This window comes from Bacillus cereus group sp. BfR-BA-01309 (assembly GCF_022664315.1).
In the GTDB taxonomy this organism is placed as follows: Bacteria; Bacillota; Bacilli; order Bacillales; family Bacillaceae_G; genus Bacillus_A; species Bacillus_A mobilis.
On the sequence record NZ_JAKUHE010000001.1, the window covers coordinates 279300 to 296290 of the forward strand.

Sequence of the window (16991 nt, forward strand, 5' to 3'; positions counted from 1 at the left end):
TTCAAACATGCAGGGTGTTTTGGTATATCATATTTTCAATTTTATCATTCTTTGTTTTTAACATATTGGCAAAATAAAGAGGTTATCAAAGGCTGAATGAAACTCTCAGCGAATGATAACCTTCTGAAATATCGCATCAATGATTTAAATAGATACCCTCACGAATATATTATTGAGCCACTCCAAATACATTGATTTCAGCCGAACTTGCCCATGGATTATTGTTTACCTCGCTTAATGCACGTAGTCTAATATAACGACCTGTCTTGTTTGCAAAGCTGACTTCCTTCAAATTAGTATTATTGGCAAAAGCACCTATAGATACAGCTGTTCCCCAATTCACTCCATCACTACTAATGTAAAACTCATAGTCCTTAATCGTTCCGTTTATTTGGCCGTCTTGCCTTGGCAGATAGCTAAATTTGGAGAGGTTATAGGTTGCACCTAAATCAATTTGAATCTCGTGTGGCATTGGAGCTACGGGGCTCCAGTTTGTATGCCAAAATGTGTCTTTGTTTCCATCAAAGGCATACGTACCTAAATTGTACCAATTATAGCTATCTACATATTTTAGTGTCCAGTTTGTTTGTGGAATTAAACTAGCTTCTTTTGTTGTGACTGCTACATTCATTGCAGAATTACTTGTACTTGTAGTTGTAATTGTTACTCCTGATTTTTCTCCTGTGTAGGTATTACTATTCGGATTGGTGTCTGGACTAAAGGTAGCAGCATGATTTTGATTCGTGTAATAGAAAGGGTCTTGGTATTCACTGACGGATTGTTCTATATCAATGAAAGGATGAGGATCATTGGAATTATTATTCATGGATTCATCAATATGCCAAACCGCAATACCACCAGAATTAGTTGGTAAGCTCTCATCATACCCAACCTTTGCGCGATTCTCAACTAAAAAATACGTATTATCCTTTAAAGGAATCTTTAACACATTATAGTTATTTGGGATCGCATTTAGAGTAAAATTGTTGCTGGTATTTACTACATTTGGCGTTACAAAGCCTAGTTTTGTCTTGGACCAAGCATCCATATGATCTGGCGTAGTTCCATACTCTTCCCCTGGAAGACTATTCCAAGCTCCATTCCCCATTATACTTAGACTACCCACACGGTTATTGTCGCCATATAGATCTGGAAGACCAAAAGAATGGCCTAACTCATGAGCAGGTATACCAATTGTCGCCATATGACCATATTGTTTTTCACCCTGCGCTGTATACATGCCTGATACTGTAACACCATCGTGATTTGTATTAGGAGCATTTGACTGATGTGCCCAAATATTTGGAAGTGGACCGCCACTAGCCTGTTCATTACCAGCAAGAACAGTTACAATGTAAAAACCATCTTTGGAGTCAATGATTTGATCGTTATTAGTATCAAGACTAGCAAAATTCACTTGGGAATCAGCTTTAGCCAATGCATCTGTTATAACCGTTCCCATGCTTTTTCCCGATGTACTCGGATGAGCGTAGTCTAATTTTATTTTAACTACCCCATCATTTTGCGTACCATATGTTTCGGAAGCTGGAGTGATTTGTACTTTTCCATTACTTACTTCATTATAGTAATTCTTTACTGACTTTTGATTTGTAGAAAAGAATTTATTACTCCAATCGTTATCGTTATATGCAATATCAACATCTGTAAATCCAATTAACAAAACAAGCAATTTTTTATTTCCTAGAACTGGAGTGACAGTTCCATCTATATTTTTTGGTGCTTCTATTTGTAATTTATTCATGTACTCTTGTTTTTTCTTTGCTTGAGGGTTGTATTTCTTTATCCATTTGTTCAAATTGTTCTCATTTACCGCCATCGAAGGCTTCTTATCAATTTTATATTTTTCCCCCGTCGATTTCAGTTCATCTGATGTAAGCTCAGCGTAATTCCAATATCCCTTCTGATCTTGTAAAAGTACGTCACCATCTTTTGTACTTACCCAATGGAACCATTCATCCCCATGCAACGTACCCTCAAACGATTCGCCTGATGGCTGCTTCATTTTGACAACTCCATCGTATGCTGGTGCGGCAAAAGCGTTTGTTTGAACATACAAAACACAAATAAAAGAAAAAACGGATATGAACAGGAACTTAAAAACTCTTTGCATAAACCTTCCCCCTTTTTCAATGGTATGTGGAATATTCTGTGGATAGCCAAACTAGATTCATACATTGAATCAATCAACGGATACATCTGTATAAGGCTAACAGAATACTTTTAATTATAATTACAATAAATTGAAAAAATGTTATTTTTTTATTCGATTAATATTTTCTCAAGATTAGCCCATAAAACAGAATTGATGAAAGTTACATGTTGACTAATCCAAATTAAATAAATCAGTCAATGCTTGTGAACCATAAATATTTTTAAGTTTTACAAATCCCAGCTCATTTGCAAGTTGTTGAAGGGTATATATAGATTCAACAAAAAAGTGAAATTCATCTCGAATCGATAGATATATATACAAAAACGCCATTCTTTCCAATGATTCTACGGAAAGAATAGCGTTTTTTCGTTTTATGGATACTAATTTACATTAGCTTTAGAGCGATGTGGTGCGCACTCATTGCATCAACCTATTTTATAGTTTTCATTTCTAATTACTTATATTTTCATTGTTACTGAATTCTATTTCATTAGTAATTTGTCTATATCCAAGGCTGCCTCGTGTGAAAATAAGAATAAGCAAAGCAACAATGCTCAATCCTATCCCTACAAATAAATCTGAATTCTTTAAAACAGGGTTGGTGGTATTAGTTTGTACCAAGCTAAACGTATTTACACTCGCATGAACTAGCATGACAATAAATAAGTTACCGCGATTGCAGTTATAGACCCAAGTGAGAATGATTGAAATCGGCAAACACATCAATATGAAAATTGGTAAATGAATATATAGGATAGAAAGGTTAGAACCTGGTCCACCCCTTTGTGCAGCAGTTAAGAAATGAGGAAGATGCCAAAAAGCCCACAGGACGGCAAGTAGAAAGGTTGCTTTTAATGCTCCAAACTTCGATTGTAAACGAGGGAGAGCGAAACCGCGCCATCCGATTTCCTCAGGTAAAGGTCCACCGAGAAAGAAAGTAACTACAAAAGAGATGAGATAGGTTATAAAAAACCTAAAAGTAAGGTCATCGAAAGTGGGTATCCCCCTATTTAAAATCACCATACCCAGAAACATTGCAGAAGGGATACCGATGAGAGTAAACAAGTACCACTTCAAACCGACTTTAGTAGATATGATGCTTTTTCTAACTTTTTTCCATGACTCTTTTCCTTCAAGAATTCGAATCATGATATATGCTGCTAACATAGGGCCTACAAATGCATTGGCAACAAAGAAAATATCAAACGCTTTTGTTTTAGGTAAAATCCCCCATTGGGATAAGATAAATGGAATTAATACAACCCACGAGAATAAATATGCCATTACAAAGAATGAAGTTAACGGATGGGATTCCAAATACTTTCTCAGACCTGATGATGAGTTTTTTGTTTTTGTTAAATACTCCAACATAATCACCCCTTCAATTATAAAGTGCTGCGATATGTTCTAATTCTATAAGTTTTCATAAAGAACCTTTTTGATGTGTTAAAGTTAAGGTTTTTGTAAGAAAGAAGCGATACGTTACCAAAGAAATGTAGAAATTTCTATAACAGTTTCCTTCATTTCTTTATCTATCTTGAGTTCATCTGGGAGCAGCACCACATTGCTATCAAGTTAAAAAATCTGTTGTTCTCTAAAACGATAAAAATAAACTTCGGTGCTATAAAAACACAAAATTTCCATTTAGGGGGTACTTTAAGATCTTAGCTTGATGGGCATGTGCACGAAACCAACATCTCTGGCAAGATCGCGTAAGATATTTGGAGATAAGAAGCTTTGAATCTCTTGAGTAAATAGTTGTAATTCGTCAGACACAGAAACAGACATAAAAAAACGCCATCCTTTCCTATGATTCTACAGAAAGAATAGCGTTTTTTTGTATTTGAGGGTATTAAAATCTCTTAAGCTGAGCCACATATAAGGTTAACTTTGTAAAAATGGATTATAATGAATTTTGGAAATATAAAACATATTAGAGGGGAGATATATTATGACAACATTTATACTTGTACACGGTGCATGGGATGGTGGATATGTTTGGAGGGAAGTTGCAACACAGTTGAGAAAAGAGGGGCATGAAGTATATACACCTACATTAACGGGACTTGGAGAAAGAGCGCATCTTGCACATCCGGGTGTAGGATTAAAAACATATATTCAAGATATTGTGAACGTTATTCACTATGAAAAATTAAAGGAGGTTATTTTAGTAGGGCATAGCTATGCTGGAATGGTAATAACGGGGGTTGCAGAAATTATTCCAGAATGCATTAAAAATATTGTGTATATTGATGCGATGATTCCAAATAACGGGGATTCTGTAATGGATATATCTGGTCCGGAAATGTCTTCACATTTTATAGAAGAAGTAAAGGCTCATGGAGATGGATGGCGTATTATTCCAAGAAATGCATCAGATCAAAGAAAAGTTGCTATGCCGCTATTAGCATTTACACAATCAATTGAAATGAATAATTCGATAGTGAATGAGATTCCGCATACATATATAGAAATTCTTGATCATCCTGCAAATTGGCCAATGGCCCCTATTTTTCAAAAATCAGCTGAAATAGCAAAGGAGAGAAAATGGGATGTATATTCTATTCAAAGAGGTGGGCATTGGGTTATGCAAACAAACCATGAAGAATTAACTCGTATCTTAGAAAGATGTATTTAATAACATAAAAAGAATGTACATAAGAAATTTACTTAGCGTATATTTTCATTAAAATGCTGGTGGTACGTCTATTATGGATAATATTAAACCGAGAATATCGCTAACCGTGACTGAAGTAGTTATTAAAAATACTAGTTGGACTTATATAGTTTTGAAGGCTAAGGCATTTATGAAGATAAGTTCTCACCGTTTGTAAAGGCTGTTTCAACTAATTAATAATTAAGAAGACTATCCCTGTACACAAGCCAGAAGATAGTCTTTTTTTGAAAATTAAGTAACTGAGAAATAACGAAAAAAACAAATTAAGTTTTTGGAATTCATTAACTTTAGAAAATAACGTTTTTTTACACTTGGGGATGCAACAAAAACTTAAGTCGATGGGTGTGTGGTACTGCCCTGTGTCTAACAATCGGGGGGAAGTTCACTTTATGATTATATGTGTATAAAATGAAAATTCACATTATTTCCTTGCGGAAATAGGTGGACTCGTTAGAACTACGTCATGATCTTTTAACTGTACGCGAAAGATATATACTGGTTGAGAAAAACCTTTTGTATCCGTGACGTGTTCTAAATTATATTCCGTAATGACTAAAGTCTCACCTTCAAATTCTTCACCCGCTCCGAAAGCTCCCATAGGATAAATATCTCCTTGTTTCAGCTTTTGAAATGCTTCTTTTGGAGAAATAATTTCGACGTCTCGCACTTTTTCACCTTTAGAATCGTAAACAGGCATTTTTTTACCTTCATCGCTTAACTCTAGTGATGTTTTTATAGTGACATGAGACATATCTGTTTTTCTGTAAGGATCAAATGGCATATTACCAAATTCCTTCATTACATACGAAATAATTATTCCAAGTGCGAAGAAGCTTACAGCAGCTGGTAAGATTAAATATTTGACTATATATGTGTGTGATTCCTTTTTTTTGAGAAGAATAAGAACTATATTGAATATACAATACCCTAGCATCATTCCAATAGTATTATGAAGTAAATCGTCTAGTTCCGCACTTCCACGAAGTGTTATAAATTGAAGAGTTTCAATAAATAAAGATGTTGTAATTGAACTGATTAACATCCATTTTACTTTTAAAAAAACTTCATTAAATAAAGGTAATAAAATCCCTAACGGAAACAGCATACCTATATTAACAAATATATGAAAAAAAGAATTAAATGAAAATTGATTCCATGCTTGTTGATACTGGCTTAGTACATCGAAATCAATAGTTCTTACAAAGATATTCTCAGCTGAACGCCCAAATGTGGTAGATATCATTAAAAGGGAATAATATCCTGTAATTAAAATAAATAATATAACTTGTCGTTTAGTAAATTTCTTTTCTCGTTTATTGATAAAATTCATTTTACACCTACTTTAGATATTTCGCCTAGTCCATTGATAAATCTTGCATAGCCTGGGATTACTTTTCTAACAACTTGGGATTCTAATTCTTTGATTCTCTTATTCATAAAGTCTACTCCTTGTAAATTGTAAATTTTGCTGTTCATAAAGAGTGTAGTGCGAGAGATGTACACATATACATATAGGATATAAGGAACTATTAAAATAAAAAGTAGGGTAAACTTTAAATTTTTATTAAATATTTGAAGCCTTTTCTTTTGATAACCTAACTTCAAATATTGTTCTTATCACATTAATTTTCAACAGAAATCCCCCTTATGCTGTTTGCCTATATTTTTAGGAATACACTTAATAGACAATCTAAGTAATAAATTTGTTCCACATTAATAAGGAATCAAACCAGTGTGTTTCGATCTAACATCGAAATACACTGGTAATTTAGTCTTTTTCTTATTGTCTACTTAATAGGGGGAAGACCCCATTGCTATCAAGCTAAGATTTTGAGACCCTTATAACAAAATTTTAGCTTTTTACAGTTATTTATGAGAGTTCAGCTCAATTTTCTTGTTTTGGGGTATTTGCTTTTCTTAGGTTTGTGGGCATGGAGTAGTACCAACAAAGCACGAATTTTACAGCCTAAGAAGAATTTTTTTGAAATTTGCAAGTTATGAACGCGACTATTATTATTTTTTCTTTAATTAATGACTTTGGTCATAGTGGCAGTTTGATTGATGTGTAAAAGAAAAAATACAATGAAGATTTTTAACAGAAGAAAATAAAAAAGTGCTCACAAGTTTGCAAACGAACTTGCTAACACTTATACAGAATAGGCATAAATTATCGCTGATATGTTGTGTTTGAAAATAGCTTAAATTAACTCGAACGCTCTAATACGAAATGTTCATAAACTGATTCTTAATATCAAGAAAAAAACTAGAAGAGTTAGCAGCTAAGTATGATGTTTTTGTGAAGGTTTATGTGATTGCAAGTATATAAGAGCGAAATAAAAAATAACAGTCCTTCTAAGGTGACATATATCCTTGTAACTCTTTAGAAAACAATTCTAATTCAATAATAATCGATAAGTCCATATCAAAAACGCCATCCTTTCCTATGATTCTACAAAAAGAATAGCGTTTTTTTGTTTATATGGATACAAATATGCAACAAAACTATTTTCTTTATTAATAATGGTAATTTTCACACTAGAACTCTTAGTATTGCATATTAAAGTTCCTCTATTAATATATTTAAAGCTTTTGACTTAATCTTTTCATATTCCATAGCCTCAGCAAGCTCATCAGCAAGTAAAGGCGACTTTCTAACATATCTTTCGCGAATTACATCATACAATTCGTATGGAAATAACATATCAATAAACATAATTTTCTTCTGCTCAGCTGTTAAAGGAGAAACTGATTCATATGCGTTAATCATAATTTTAAATTGGTTTTCATTCCAAACACCAGTTGTATCTAAAAGAGGAATAATCATTTTACGCAAGTCTCGAATAGGTAAATCGTAAGAAACCGTATCTAAATCTATTACCCAAATTTGATTACTTGTATCTAATAAGGAATTTCCTGTTCCATAATCTTGATGACATAAATTGGGGGATGTTTGTAATTCGTCAGTCCATTTAGTATATTCAGATTCCAATAGTCTTTGGTAAGTTTGTTTTGCTTCTAAAATAAACGCATCAATTTCAGCCAAATATAGCTGTGAAAATGGATCATCTGGCATAGTTGCGGATAAAGTTTTCCAAATCTCCATCTGTTGAAATCTTTTAATGTAATGATTGGGCCAACGTCCTAGTTTTGTAAATATAGGTATGCCTGGTGGGGGCTTATAGCCAATAGAGGCTACATGGAAATCTGCTAACCCTTTCATAATCATTTCAAGATCTTCTTGCATTGTAAGCTCAAATGGTCTTCCCTCAATCCAATCATAAACAACAAATAAAAATGGACCGTGCTTCGTATACAACTGATTCAATTTGCTTGGGATTATGCTTGGAACACGCATGCCTTTGTTGGCTAGATAATCTTGAGCGTGAATGGAAAATAGAGCTTTTTTTTCGGGGCGATGAATTCTCTTTAAGCAAAATGGTCCATCTGCAGTTTGAATTTTCCATACTAAGGCCAGTTGTCCACCTTGTATTAATTCGATTGTAGTTGCTTGAATATTCCAATGTTGAATCATTGTCGCTGCCAATTCTACTAGTTTTTGTTCTTCTTCGGGCGATAATGTATACACCGCTTCTTCATTGTTATTCTCCACATATATCACCATCCTTTTATACTCTCTTATTACTGTATGGTACATGACCATTTTTGTTCTAGCCATTTGCCTTTAAGAAGAAAAAGTACTATTGACTAAATTTCATAATAAAGGATGAAAAAATGGTAGATAAATCACAAACACAAAGTTTTTTTCGTAACATATGAAGAAGGTTGTATTTTTATGAAACGGGGAGGCGTTTTAATGAAAATTGCAATAATTTCTACTGAAAAGCTACCTGTACCAGCTGTACGAGGTGGAGCTATTCAAATTTATATAGATTCTGTTGCTTCCATTATTGCTTCAAATGGAAAAAATGTGACGGTTATTTCTATAACAGATCCAAATTTGAAACCAGAAGAAAAAAACAAAGGCGTAAGGTATATACGATTTCCAGAAGAGGAATATCTCCCTTATGTTATTAAACATTTGAAACAGGAAAAATATGATGTAGTTCATTTATGCAATCGTCCAAATTGGATTACAATTTTACGTGAGGCAGCACCACAGACAAAATTCGTGTTAAGTGTGCATAATGAAATGTTTGCATATGAAAAGATAAGTGATGAAGAGGGAGAAGCATGTATTGCAGCTGTTTCAAAAATTGTAACAGTTAGTGATTATATAGGAAAAACAATTACCTCGCGCTTTCGAGCTGCAAAAGTAAAGACGAGAACAGTATATTCTGGTGTAGATGTAAATGAGTACTATCCTTCGTGGACTGTGAATGGAACAAAAGTTAAAAGTCATGTGCAAAAACAGTTGAATTTACAAAGTAAAAAAATAGTTTTATTTGTTGGACGCTTGAGTAAAGTAAAAGGTCCTCATATTTTGCTACAAGCTCTTCCTAAAATTATTGAGGAGAATCCAGACATTGTAATGGTATTTATTGGTTCAAAATGGTTTGGAGATAACAATGTAAATAATTATGTAAAACACTTATATACCTTAGGCGCGATGTTTCCAGAACATGTAGTCTTTATTAAATTTGTTAAGCCAAAGGATATTTCAACACTTTATGCTATGTCAGATATTTTTGTTTGCTCTTCACAATGGCAAGAGCCCCTTGCTAGGGTGCATTACGAAGCAATGGCAGCAGGTTTACCAATAATTACGAGTAATCGAGGTGGTAATCCTGAAGTAATTGAAGAAGGAAAAAATGGATATATTGTCAATGACTTTGAAAACCCTGATGCATATGCAGAAAAGATAATTAATCTTTTAAATAACGAAAATAAAAGAAAACAGTTAGGGAAATATGGACGTAGTAAGGTTGAAAAAGAATTTAATTGGAACCGAGTTGCTATGGATTTAATGAAAGTATATGGGGAAATCTTATAAATTTTAAGAAGGGGATGATGAAAGGTGGAAGAAACAACTGGATTAGAGAGTGAACATTTAAAAAAGGTTCTTAGCTTTTATCCATTTGAAATAAGTAATATTTTTTTACAATCAAGCAGAAGTGGGAGAACAATGTGGGAAGTTGAAACAGAAGAAGGCTTAAAAATATTAAAACAAGCACAAATGCACCCCAAAAGGATGCTATTTATTGCTGGAGCACATTTACATCTCCTTCAAAATGGATTGCCAATTACAAAAATTTATAAAACAAAAAGAGGGGGCTTTTGTATTGGATCTAATGAGTATGCGTATGTACTATATGATAAGCATCAAGGGAAAGAGGTTATTTATTATAATAAAGAACAATTAGAGAAGATACTAATATATGCAGGTAAATTCCATCAAGCATCGGAAGGATATATTCCGATGAAAGAAAGTAAAATTCGGAGTCGATTAGGAAAATGGCATAAATTATACAGATGGAAATTACAAGAGTTAGAAGGAAACAAAAGAATTGCACTTTCCTTTCCAGATGATGTATTTTCAACTATGTTTTTAGAGTATGTTGATAAGATGTTAGCACGTGGAAATAAAGCATTACAAGAACTAAATGATCCATATTATGACCAATGGACAAAAGAAGTTATTGCATCTAATAGTTTTTGTCAGCAAGATTTTACCTTAGCGAGGTTTACAGAAATAGATGATGCTATGTTTATGAAAGAGTTACATTCTATTACAAGTGATTTACCAGTGAGGGACCTACGTATTATTTTAAATAAAGTAATGAAAAAAATGTCAGTTTGGGATACTAATTTAGCTATTCATATGTTGAGTGCGTATAATTCGGAAAATCCCTTTTTAGAAAAACAATTCCGTGTTCTTTGGACTGATTTATCGTTTCCTCACTTATTCTGTTCAATTGCACATAAATACTATTTAGGACAAAAGCGTTCATGGTCTGACGAAAAGTATATTTGGGCATTGCAAAATATTATTGCGCTTGAAGATTCTAAGGAAGGATTTTTACAAAATTTTCCTGATATTTATCATGAAATCAAGAGTAATAGTGGGGGGAAATAAAATGAGTTCAGAACAAGAAGAGATAGTAATCCCTATTTTAGATTTAGAGAAATTTGTGTTTTCTCCACCAGGGCCAATGGGATGGGAATTGTCAGAGTATGAGCAGCAAAAAAATATTGTACTAAATGAATCTTCGGTGCTAGAGAATTTAGCCGTTATTAAAGAATTGGAATTAGAGGAGTTACCCAAAATTGGATTGCTAGATTTTGAAGAGGAGTCACCACCAAAAACTACATTGATTGATGAAGTACAAGATAAAGAGATTCAAGATGTAATAGAGCTGGAAGAACAAAGTAAGGAATTAAATGAGACCGTTTTAACGCAAATAGAAAAGCCAAAAATAAAAGTCACTATTATTACTCCAGATCATCCATTAAAAGGTCCATGGGTATCAATATTGGTAAATAACGCTAAGGAGACCGATTAATGAAACTTCCGCAAATATATTAATCTTTTTATACTCTTTCAACATAGTATATATAAATCTATATGGAAGGAGTTAGGTAAATGGCTGATGTGAAAAGAGCAAAAATAAAAATAGATGTTGAGAATGGCTTTAGTGTTAATCCTGGAGATGATTTACAAGAAGTTCTAAAAGCTCTAGCTGAAGTAATACAATCAGGCACGCATAATGGTGTAGAGGTTGAAATTCAATATTTTGATGAAACAGAAGTTACTTTTACAGACGAAGAAGAAGAGGACGAAGAAGACGAAGAAGAGGACGAAGAAGAGGACGAAGAAGACGAAGAAGAAGAGGACGAAGAAGAGGACGAAGATGAAGAAGAAGACGAAGAAGACGAAGATGAAGAAGAGGAAGAAGAAGACGCATAAAATATTTGATACTTAAAAACGCTTGGTTTCCCCAAGCGTTTTTTGCTCTCTACATACATAATAGTTAAAAATGTGAACTTCTAAATATAGGAAGAGGTTGACCCTAGGTAGGCATTAGCCTATATTTTTATTTTATAGTACAGAAATTTTACAAGGAAACGAGATACAATCCATATTAGTCGATAAGGTATACAAATTTGCATTTGGCCGAATCAAGGATAAAAAATCTTAATTGTGAGAACAATTATTTGTAGCTATTTTGTATTTAATTGTTTCCTTGCTATATTAAATCATCTTGTAATAGAAATGGGTAAACGCAATGGAGCATTCTTACTCCATTGCGTTTAGCTTATAAAAAACTTTGTACGGAAAGAAAATTGTATTTGTATCAAAAATAATTAATTCTATTTAGCTCTATGTTTAAATTTTGTGGACCTGAATGAAAATGGATAATACCGGTAGTTTAAATGATTTGAATTTTGAGAGGGCGTAATAAGTTTTTAGAAGGTTGATTTGCAGATTCTGCGACTTGCTTATATACCTGATCAAGTTTTGTCGCTGTATGTTTAAATGTAAAGTTTTCTTCTACAACCTTTCTTCCGTTTTCAGCAATCCATTGCGCAAATTCTCGTTGGGATAACAATGCGTGGACAAGTCTGGCAAACTCCAATGGATTATTATACTGTTCTACTAGGCAGCCGTTATATTCATCTGTTATAACTTCAGCATTTCCCCCACGGTTTGTTGTAATAATTGGGATTCCAGCAGCCATTGCTTCATAATGAACACGTGCCAAGGGTTCGTTCCATTGTGAGCTACATATAAATATATCCCCCATTAGAAAAATGTTATGAATTTGATCTGCAGGAATAAATTTGGTGAAAATTACGTGTTCTTTAATTGGCCTAGCCATTTTATATAGCCTTTTAACATATTTATTTACTCGGTTATCACTAAACCATTTACCACCAACAATTACAAGTACCGCATCCTTATGTGTTTGAATAATTTTCTTCATAGCATGAATGAGTAAGTCAGGTCCTTTATTTTTGCATAATCGGCCAACAAATAGAATCACCTTTTTATCTTGGATACCGTATTTTGTACGAAATGCATTTCTTATCTTTTGTCCTGTAGGTGTCCAGATGAAGGGGGATTGTTTTAAATTTACACCAGAGTAGACAATAGAAATCTTTTCTTCAGCTTGTGGAAATCTTTCAATCACAGTTTGTTTAATATAGTTGCTAACGGTCACGATGGCGGTAACCATTTCAAGAATAAGATTGCCTTCATATATGGATAGTTTATGCTCAGCAAACATGTCGTTATGAAGACCTAATACAAATTTACTGTGTGGAGAAGCTTGTTTATATAGAGGTATATTTTTGGGTCGATTAAAGACATGTATAATATCAAAAGTATTGGTTTGAAGTGTTCTTATAACATGCTGTTCATATTCTTTTTGAGGAAAATACACGTAATTGACATTATCTTGTGTTTTTTGATTTGGAAGACTTGGATCTGAAATTGAGAAAATAGTAAGTTCATAATCTTGACTTATATAGGGGGACACTCCATCAATCATCATTTGAATTGCTCCACCTTTAATTGCCGGAGATGGTAATTTTTCTGTACATATATATGCAATTTTCATAAACTAATCCCCTTTGTATAGTTTTTTTATATAATGAAATTCTGCTTCCAACCCATCGGATAGAGAAACTGTTGGAGAATATTGCAGTAATGTACTGGCCTTAGATATATCTGCCCATGTTTGCTTCGGTTCCCCAGGAACTGATTTTAGGAACTTTTTGCTTGCTGATTTCCCTGATATTATTTCCAACATAGAAATGATGTCTAAAATGGATGCTTGTTCTCTTCCGCCGATATTTATAACTTCACCTACTATATTTTTTTTTGTTTCTAACGCGGCTACTGTTCCTCGTATACAGTCATCAATATAGGTGAAATCACGTGTTTGTGTGCCATCACCAAATATTGTGAGAGGTTTATCTTCTAGCAGTTGTTTAATTAATCTATGAAATGCCATATCAGGACGCTGTCTTGGCCCATAAACTGTGAAATATCTTAAAATAACAATTGGTATGTGAAAATTTTTGTGATAAACATGACATAAGTGTTCACCACTTAATTTGGTAACACCGTATGGAGAGAGGGGCGTAGGTAATGAACCTTCAGAAACTGCGCCGGATTTTTCACCATAAACAGAAGATGTTGATATATGAATGAATTTATCTAATTTTATGTGTTTACAGGCTTCAAGCAACTGCTGTGTAGCCATTATATTATTTGAAACATAAGGCTGGAAATCTTTTCCCCAACTTGTTCTCACGCCAGGAATAGCAGCTAGATGATAAACAACATCTATATCTTTTAATAGTTTCGATAAGTCTGTATTTAAAATATCTTCCTGTATGAATTGGAAACGCGAATTCAATTCGAGAGATTCTATATTATCTGTCTTTAAAGTAGCTGGAGTAGGACCAATGAAATGATCAATTCCAACGACATGATATGCACTATTTTTAAGTAACGCTTGACACAAATGTGAGCCAATGAAACCAGCGGCTCCCGTTACAAGTATTTTCATGACCGACCCACTCCAATATATTGTAATCCGTATTTTTCTATTTCATTTTTTTCAATGCAATTGCGTCCATCTACGATTGTGCATCCCTTCATAACTTGTTTGACTTGTTTCCAATTAAGTGTTGTAAATTCATCCCATTCCGTTGCGATAATAATACAATCAGAATTTGTGATTGAAGATTCTAGGTTACCATGCTGTGTAATTTGTTTTTTTAAATGTGAAGGAAGAAGAGCTTTGGGGTCATAAGCATGTAGATCATAGCCATGAGGAATTAATTTTTCAAGAAGTATTACGGCAAGGGAGCTACGAATATCATCAGTATTTGGCTTAAAGGAAATTCCTAACACCGTTATTTTTTTTGAAAAGGGTTCTTTTATAGCTTTTTGAATTTTTTCAACATAGAGATCTATTTGTGTGGAGTTAATGGATTGTACAGCTTTTAAGATAGGAACTGCTACGTGCCTATCATTTGCTGTATAGATGAGTGAATGTAAATCTTTTGGAAAGCATGATCCTCCATAACCCATTCCCGCCTGGAGAAAATGAGGGTTAATTCGAAAGTCATGCCCAATTCCTTTTGCTACCTCAACAATGTCAATGTTATATGCATCACAAATCCGAGCGATTTCATTAATAAATGAGATTTTTGTAGCTAAAAATGCATTGGATGTATATTTAATCATCTCTGCTTCATTTAGACCAGTACAAACAAAAGGAGCACTAATTCCTTTATATATATTTTGCATAATATTTAAAGACTTTGTGTCACCTTTTTGGATTCCTATAATAGTTCTATCTGGGATGAGCATATCACGAACAGCAGAACCTTCACGAAGAAATTCAGGATTAGAAACAATATTAAACAGGGATGATGAAACACCAGATTTAATAAGTTTTTCACACATTTCTTGATTTGTACCTGGTGGAACTGTACTTTTGATAATAATACTTTTATACGATGTTATAGCTGGAACTAGTAGATCGATAACAGAATAGATATATTTTAAATCCGTCTTTCCACTTGAGGTAGAGGGAGTCCCTACAGCAATAAAAATAATGGGCGATTGTCGAATAGCACTATCAATATCACAACTGAATTGTAATCGTTTTCGATTTTTGTGAATAAGTTCTTTTAAATTGGGTTCATAAATGGGGCATTCTCCCTTTTGGAGAGAGTAAATTTTATCTTGATCTTTATCTACGCATATAACATCATGACCTAAGTCTGCTAATACTGCTGCTGATGTAATACCAACATAACCAGAGCCTATAATACATATCTTCATATGCTACTCACCTTTCTAAACTTAGTACTAGTTGTAACAGTATATTGTTGGACAAGTTGGATTGGTGACAAGTAAAAGGGCCTATTCATATAAGCAATGAAAGTAGGCAGAAGGTAAAGGCCTCTTTTGATTTCATTATGCGCAGGTACAGAGGGTGCTGAATACATTGTTATAAACAATTGAAGGAGAGAGATTAGTGATTAAAAAAGCAATTATTCCAGCAGCTGGTTACGGCACGAGGAGCCTTCCAATTACAAAGGTAATTCCAAAAGAAATGTTTCCTATAGGTAATAAACCCGCGATTCATTATATTGTGGAAGAGGCTGTGAAGTCAGGTGTTGAGCAAATATTAATTGTACTTTCTAGTAGAAAGGATTTAATAGTTGATTACTTTGATCAATCATTAGAATTGGAGGCTTTTTTGGAAAAAGAGAAAAAATCTCATCTGTTAAAGGAGCTTACTGTCCCTAAGGTTCAAATTCATTATATAAGACAGCCATATGCGAAAGGACTTGGTGAGGCGATAAAATTAGGTGAAACATTTATTGGTAACGAACCTTTTGCTGTACTCTTACCAGATGATATTGTAGTTTCAGATAAAGAAACCGCTTTAAGCCAGTTAATTAAAATTTATAAAGAGAAGAAAAATAGTGTAATAGGCATTCATAGGGTACCAAATGAATGTGTAGAAAAGTATGGTATTATTGAAGGGGATATTGTAAGAGAAGATTGTATAGATGTTACAAATATTGTTGAAAAACCAAAAGTAAACCCTCCATCTAATCTCGCAGTAATTGGTAGATATGTTTTCACACCGGATATCTTTCCATTATTAAAAAAGCTTCAACCTGGTGTTGGGGGGGAATATCAATTAACAGATGCGATACATTCTTTAATTATGACTAAAAAAGTATATGGAAAAATGATTGAGGGTAAACGATTTGATATTGGACAAGAAGATGAATATATGCAGCTTCTTAACCTTTTATATGCAAAAAATAAAGTAAGTAAGCATTGATTTATGGAAAAAGATTTAACCAATATTCATTTTAAATTAACAAGCAATTCCTGGAGATTTGATGAAACATATGTAAAAGTTAAGGGAATGAGGAATATCTATGTCGTATCTCTGGGTCAGTAGGGGATGGGGATAGAATCAACTTTTACTAATAAAAAAGAAAAGATTGTATGACTGCAGAGCGTTTTTTCAAAAAATTCTCGTGGTCTTATCAGATTTTTTAGCTTTTTGCAATTACAATAGGGCAGAATGCACAATAATTGATTATAATTGCAAATGCAAAAAAGAGAAAAGATAATAGACAGCATCTATACTAGATGCTTTTTTCGTTGTTATATAAAAATTACACATTAACCGATTT

General features: G+C 33.4%; 13 protein-coding genes. 6 read left to right on the plus strand and 7 right to left on the minus strand.

Features of this window, described 5'->3' with window-relative positions; all coding sequences use genetic code 11:
* Window positions 1–169: 169 nt before the first annotated feature.
* Together MR115_RS01390 and MR115_RS01400 are read right to left on the minus strand one after the other, a co-directional pair.
* Window positions 170–2131: a M6 family metalloprotease domain-containing protein gene (locus MR115_RS01390; RefSeq protein ID WP_242239417.1), complete on the minus strand. Its 1962-nt coding sequence runs from the start codon at window positions 2129–2131 to the stop codon at window positions 170–172.
* 492 nt (window positions 2132–2623) lie between these two features.
* Window positions 2624–3544 carry a CPBP family intramembrane glutamic endopeptidase gene (locus MR115_RS01400; RefSeq protein ID WP_098586652.1) on the minus strand — a complete coding sequence of 307 codons (921 nt, stop codon included), beginning with the start codon at window positions 3542–3544 and terminating at the stop codon, window positions 2624–2626.
* A gap of 580 nt (window positions 3545–4124) precedes the next feature.
* On the opposite strand from MR115_RS01400, the gene MR115_RS01405 reads away from it, so the two are divergent.
* On the plus strand, window positions 4125–4811 hold the full coding sequence (locus MR115_RS01405) for an alpha/beta fold hydrolase (RefSeq protein ID WP_098586651.1): 687 nt from the start codon (window positions 4125–4127) through the stop codon (window positions 4809–4811).
* A 460-nt stretch (window positions 4812–5271) separates the two neighbouring features.
* Here the strand turns inward: MR115_RS01405 and MR115_RS01410 are convergent, their stop codons facing one another.
* Both MR115_RS01410 and MR115_RS01415 read right to left on the minus strand, forming a co-directional pair.
* A complete protein-coding gene (locus MR115_RS01410) occupies window positions 5272–6180 on the minus strand; it encodes a VanZ family protein (RefSeq protein ID WP_242239418.1) in 909 nt (302 codons plus the stop codon).
* A 1227-nt stretch (window positions 6181–7407) separates the two neighbouring features.
* Window positions 7408–8511, minus strand: coding sequence for a CotS family spore coat protein (locus MR115_RS01415; RefSeq protein WP_304657878.1), 1104 nt, complete (start codon window positions 8509–8511; stop codon window positions 7408–7410).
* 153 nt (window positions 8512–8664) lie between these two features.
* Here MR115_RS01415 and MR115_RS01420 point away from each other — a divergent pair, with 153 nt between their 5' ends.
* The 4 genes from MR115_RS01420 (at window position 8665) to MR115_RS01435 (ending at window position 11715) form a co-directional block, all read left to right on the plus strand.
* On the plus strand, window positions 8665–9801 hold the full coding sequence (locus tag MR115_RS01420; RefSeq protein WP_242239421.1) for a glycosyltransferase family 4 protein: 1137 nt from the start codon (window positions 8665–8667) through the stop codon (window positions 9799–9801).
* Window positions 9802–9825: 24 nt separating this feature from the next.
* Entirely contained in the window at window positions 9826–10884 is a 1059-nt protein-coding gene (gene cotS / locus MR115_RS01425; RefSeq protein ID WP_242239423.1) for a spore coat putative kinase CotS, read from the plus strand.
* Window position 10885: 1 nt separating this feature from the next.
* On the plus strand, window positions 10886–11311 hold the full coding sequence (locus MR115_RS01430; protein ID WP_242239424.1) for a hypothetical protein: 426 nt from the start codon (window positions 10886–10888) through the stop codon (window positions 11309–11311).
* Window positions 11312–11391: 80 nt separating this feature from the next.
* Window positions 11392–11715 (plus strand): hypothetical protein, encoded by a 324-nt coding sequence (locus MR115_RS01435; RefSeq protein ID WP_242239425.1) that lies wholly within the window; start codon window positions 11392–11394, stop codon window positions 11713–11715.
* 463 nt (window positions 11716–12178) lie between these two features.
* Here MR115_RS01435 and MR115_RS01440 read toward each other — a convergent pair whose 3' ends face one another.
* From MR115_RS01440 to MR115_RS01450, 3 genes are read right to left on the minus strand one after another with little or no spacing between them, the layout of a single operon-like run.
* Window positions 12179–13369: a glycosyltransferase family 4 protein gene (locus MR115_RS01440; RefSeq protein ID WP_242239426.1), complete on the minus strand. Its 1191-nt coding sequence runs from the start codon at window positions 13367–13369 to the stop codon at window positions 12179–12181.
* A 3-nt stretch (window positions 13370–13372) separates the two neighbouring features.
* Entirely contained in the window at window positions 13373–14326 is a 954-nt protein-coding gene (locus MR115_RS01445) for an NAD-dependent epimerase/dehydratase family protein (protein ID WP_242239427.1), read from the minus strand.
* Window positions 14323–15612 carry a UDP-glucose dehydrogenase family protein gene (locus MR115_RS01450; RefSeq protein ID WP_242239429.1) on the minus strand — a complete coding sequence of 430 codons (1290 nt, stop codon included), beginning with the start codon at window positions 15610–15612 and terminating at the stop codon, window positions 14323–14325. The genes MR115_RS01445 and MR115_RS01450 overlap by 4 nt, the downstream gene beginning before the upstream one ends.
* Before the next feature lie 196 nt (window positions 15613–15808).
* On the opposite strand from MR115_RS01450, the gene MR115_RS01455 reads away from it, so the two are divergent.
* Complete coding sequence (locus tag MR115_RS01455; RefSeq protein WP_242239430.1) at window positions 15809–16630, plus strand: UTP--glucose-1-phosphate uridylyltransferase; 822 nt, start codon at window positions 15809–15811, stop codon at window positions 16628–16630.
* Window positions 16631–16991 lie beyond the last annotated feature (361 nt).

What these genes read in the sequence shown, in the direction of transcription:
- MR115_RS01415 (WP_304657878.1), bottom strand. Translation starts at nt 8,511, where the DNA reads ATGGTCATGTACCATACAGTAATAAGAGAGTATAAAAGGATGGTGATA.
- MR115_RS01400 (WP_098586652.1), bottom strand. Translation starts at nt 3,544, where the DNA reads ATGTTGGAGTATTTAACAAAAACAAAAAACTCATCATCAGGTCTGAGA.
- MR115_RS01420 (WP_242239421.1), top strand. Translation starts at nt 8,665, where the DNA reads ATGAAAATTGCAATAATTTCTACTGAAAAGCTACCTGTACCAGCTGTA.
- MR115_RS01450 (WP_242239429.1), bottom strand. Translation starts at nt 15,612, where the DNA reads ATGAAGATATGTATTATAGGCTCTGGTTATGTTGGTATTACATCAGCA.
- MR115_RS01390 (WP_242239417.1), bottom strand. Translation starts at nt 2,131, where the DNA reads ATGCAAAGAGTTTTTAAGTTCCTGTTCATATCCGTTTTTTCTTTTATT.
- MR115_RS01430 (WP_242239424.1), top strand. Translation starts at nt 10,886, where the DNA reads ATGAGTTCAGAACAAGAAGAGATAGTAATCCCTATTTTAGATTTAGAG.
- MR115_RS01440 (WP_242239426.1), bottom strand. Translation starts at nt 13,369, where the DNA reads ATGAAAATTGCATATATATGTACAGAAAAATTACCATCTCCGGCAATT.
- MR115_RS01435 (WP_242239425.1), top strand. Translation starts at nt 11,392, where the DNA reads ATGGCTGATGTGAAAAGAGCAAAAATAAAAATAGATGTTGAGAATGGC.
- MR115_RS01405 (WP_098586651.1), top strand. Translation starts at nt 4,125, where the DNA reads ATGACAACATTTATACTTGTACACGGTGCATGGGATGGTGGATATGTT.
- MR115_RS01410 (WP_242239418.1), bottom strand. Translation starts at nt 6,180, where the DNA reads ATGAATTTTATCAATAAACGAGAAAAGAAATTTACTAAACGACAAGTT.
- MR115_RS01445 (WP_242239427.1), bottom strand. Translation starts at nt 14,326, where the DNA reads ATGAAAATACTTGTAACGGGAGCCGCTGGTTTCATTGGCTCACATTTG.